Annotated in this window: 5 protein-coding genes; 3 read left to right on the forward strand and 2 right to left on the reverse strand. The window is 55.5% G+C overall.

Annotated features, from left to right (window positions below):
• The coding region (locus LD28_RS0112135; RefSeq protein WP_033137223.1) for a sodium:solute symporter family transporter at positions 1–673 on the forward strand (673 nt) is incomplete at its 5' end.
• A 687-nt stretch (positions 674–1,360) separates the two neighbouring features.
• Here the strand turns inward: LD28_RS0112135 and LD28_RS0112145 are convergent.
• Positions 1,361–1,564, reverse strand: coding sequence for a hypothetical protein (locus tag LD28_RS0112145; protein WP_033137225.1), 204 nt, complete (start codon positions 1,562–1,564; stop codon positions 1,361–1,363).
• Positions 1,565–1,712: 148 nt separating this feature from the next.
• On the opposite strand from LD28_RS0112145, the gene LD28_RS0112150 reads away from it, so the two are divergent.
• The gene (locus tag LD28_RS0112150; RefSeq protein ID WP_033137226.1) at positions 1,713–1,892 is read left to right on the forward strand and encodes a hypothetical protein; all 180 of its coding nucleotides are present in this window, start codon (positions 1,713–1,715) and stop codon (positions 1,890–1,892) included.
• On the forward strand, positions 1,892–2,290 hold the full coding sequence (locus LD28_RS0112155) for a type II toxin-antitoxin system death-on-curing family toxin (RefSeq protein WP_033137227.1): 399 nt from the start codon (positions 1,892–1,894) through the stop codon (positions 2,288–2,290). The genes LD28_RS0112150 and LD28_RS0112155 overlap by 1 nt, the downstream gene beginning before the upstream one ends.
• A 33-nt stretch (positions 2,291–2,323) precedes the next feature.
• Here the strand turns inward: LD28_RS0112155 and LD28_RS0112160 are convergent.
• Positions 2,324–3,323: LPD38 domain-containing protein (locus tag LD28_RS0112160; protein WP_033137228.1), on the reverse strand; the 1,000-nt coding region annotated here is incomplete at its 5' end.

The raw sequence follows: 3,323 nt of genomic DNA on the forward strand, positions 1-3,323 counted from the left end.
GGCCTTCAAGGATGCCACCGGCGCCCTGCTGGGCGGCACCAACATGGCGGCGATCCATCTGGCCGATGCAGTCGGTGGCAGCCTGTTCCTCGGCTTCATCTCTGCGGTCGCCTTTGCCACCATTCTGGCGGTGGTCTCCGGGCTGACCCTGGCGGGTGCATCTGCGGTCTCCCATGACCTCTATGCCAGCGTCATCAAGAAGGGCAAGGCCAACGAAACCGATGAACTGCGCGTCTCCAAATACACCACTGTGGTATTGGGTGTAGTGGCGATTGGTCTGGGGATCCTGTTCGAGAAGCAGAACATCGCCTTCATGGTGGGTCTGGCCTTCTCCATCGCCGCCAGCTGCAACTTCCCGGTGCTGTTCCTCTCCATGTTCTGGTCACGCCTGACCACCCGTGGCGCCGTCTACGGTGGCTGGCTGGGGCTGGTGAGCGCGGTGACCCTGATGATCCTGGGCCCGACCGTGTGGGTGAAAGTGCTGGGCCATGCCCAGGCTATCTTCCCCTACGAATACCCAGCCCTCTTCTCCATGGGGTTAGCCTTCGTCGGGATCTGGTTCTTCTCCATCACCGACAGCTCCCAGAACGCCGCCGACGAACACGCCAAGTTCCTGCCGCAGTTCGTCCGCTCCCAAACCGGGCTGGGTGCCTCTGGCGCCACCTCCCACTGATGATTGGATGACACCACCAAGCCGGCCTCGTGCCGGCTTTTTTCATACTGGATCCCTCAACGGCCAAATACGCATCTGACCGATCCAGATCACAGTTCTTGCTAAAACTTTTGGGGGATCTGTGCCATAATGCGCGCCATTTGACAGACCAACCGGGACACTCATCTTGTTAAGCAGCAACAACATATCTATGTAAGCTTAAACCCCCTAAAACCGCGCCATTACTGGGTTCTTGCAGTATTTAGAAAACTTGTCGTTGTGCTTTTACCCCCCATTATCCCGCCGTTTCCCTTTCGTTTTGCCCCAAAATTTGCCCCAAAGAAAGCCCAGGTCCTGCCCTTAGTTATCCCATCACCGCGCATAGAAAAACCCGCACAGTGGCGGGCCAATCCGAATACTTCCGCGTTATAACGCAGTGACTCCATCGCGAAGCCTTTCAAGAATGCGTGCGATCGCATCCCGTTCCTGAAGGGTCAGATCTACGTCCTCAAGATACGCTTCAAGTTCCGCCAGTGTTAATTCCATCCTGTGGTCCCCCGGGTTTTTCTCAATCTCTCGACTGTGAAAGCACTGTATGCATATACAGCACAAAAGGGACGCTATCACCTTTCACTCCAGCGGTGTATTAAAATCAACCACCCCTCCCCATTCCCCCCCTCTCTCTTTGTCGAAACTGTGATCGAAATATCACCAGAAACTAATAACTATCAGCACAACAAAGCCGATCAAGATCAGCATGAAGCCAAAGGCCATAAAGTTGTCTAGGCTATCTCGATCAGATTGGCTGAAACACCAACACCCCAAGGCGAACGGGATCAGTGCCAACGTGAAGCTGAAACTGAATGTTTTCAGCGCCAGCACCATACATACGAGCGCAAGCAGTATCCACATGGCCGAGTCCTCACAGGTTAAAGCCGCCACCCTATCCCTGTGAGAACCGCGCAACCAGAGCCGCACAACTAGATTGGACATCCCACAGGCTATAGATTTACCTTTTATGGTAAAGTCTCACCATGCGACATCAAGAGGTAGCAAAAGCATGAAAGACAACACTGTCAGCAACAAATATGGGTTGCCACAAGTGCAGAATCGGCCGCAAATCAAGGCTGAAAAGAATCTGTGCCTGAATGGTGAAGAGGGTCGCCAGATCATCAAGTCTGAGACTAAGCTGACACTGAAAACTCACGAAAAGACCTTCACCCGTTTGGCTGATATGTAATGGACATCATCCAGTTTCCTCCCGCTCGGGTGCTGGAGATTAACCACTACATTCTGGGTGCGACCCCTGGTCATCAGGGGCCTGCCAGCATCGCGTTATTGGAGGGGGCGCTTGGCCGTATCGACAATGCCATCGCCTACAACGGGCTAAACGATGTGTTTCTCATCGCCGCAAAGTACGCTATGGCAATCGGTACCGCTCACGCCTTTTCCGATGCCAACAAGCGCACAGGGCTCGCGGTATGCCTTGAGTACCTCTCCCTCAACGACTTCGAGATTGAAAGAGATAACGAGAAGCTGGCGGATGCAATGGTTGACCTTGTACTGGGCGTTCTGCCAGAAGAGTGGTTTGCCGATATCCTCTACGCACTCTGGCTGGAAGAGCAAAAAACCTCTTGATCAGAAGGCCGTGTTCACGGCCGCCATTCCCCCTTACTCCCAGTTCTGCCGGTTATGATTTACCGCTTGGAACACCAGGTCATTCCTGCGTGCTAGTAACTCATCGATGCGCCGGCGCTTTTCCTCGGCGCCCAGGGTCTTGTCACGCTGGAGCAGCTCTATCTTGTTGCGTGCCACCCGTACTTGCTGCTGGGTTCGACTCAAACTACGACGCGACTTCAGGATCCCGCCCTGCGCTTCCAACAATTCATTGGCCTTATCGGTCAGCCCTTCGCTACGGTACTGATCCACTGTTCGCTTGAGTTGATTCACCTCATTGAGCATCCGGTAGAGCTCCTGCATGTGTTGGGTCGATTTTGCCGGACCTGTGCCGCGGTATACCGCCTTGACCAGTGGGATCTCATCGGCACGCCAGCTGGCTGACTCACCAGGGCGGCTAGCCCGGATCAAACCGTCTGCCGCAGCCATCACGTAACTACCAATGGTGCCGGTGTAGCCGATCAGCAGGTGCTCCAGTTGCTTGGGAGAAAAACCGGACAGATCACCAAGTTCACGCATCAACAAGCTGGTCTGCTCGTTGTAACGGGCCTCGGCGCGCACAGCCAGATCCTGGGGACCATCGATGGGCCCACCGCGGAAGCTGTCATAGTTGAAGGCAGCCTCCACCATCGGCTTGACCAGTTGGGGAGTGGGGTTGAGAGCAAAGGTATCACCGAGCGCCCGGGCCACGGCCTTGCCAAACTGGGCACCGGTATCTTTGTTACCCAGGGCACGCACCATACGCTCAGGAATGGTGCCGAACATCACCCCGATCTCGAACGGTTTCGGGATCCGGAAGTGCTGATCGCCAAGGAAGAAGTGCCAGTTGGTATCTTTGTCCCAGTCCGGCAGTTCCTCATACCGCTCATCGTCCCAGTTAGCAGCCAGCAGGCCGAGCGACATGGCGGTGATCATGCCAGCACGCTTGGCAATCTCGCGTGGGTTGTCACGCAACTCACGGGCCAGCTTGCCCAGCTCCTGAAGGCGGGCATTG

This window comes from Aeromonas finlandensis (assembly GCF_000764645.1).
Lineage (GTDB): Bacteria > Pseudomonadota > Gammaproteobacteria > Enterobacterales > Aeromonadaceae > Aeromonas > Aeromonas finlandensis.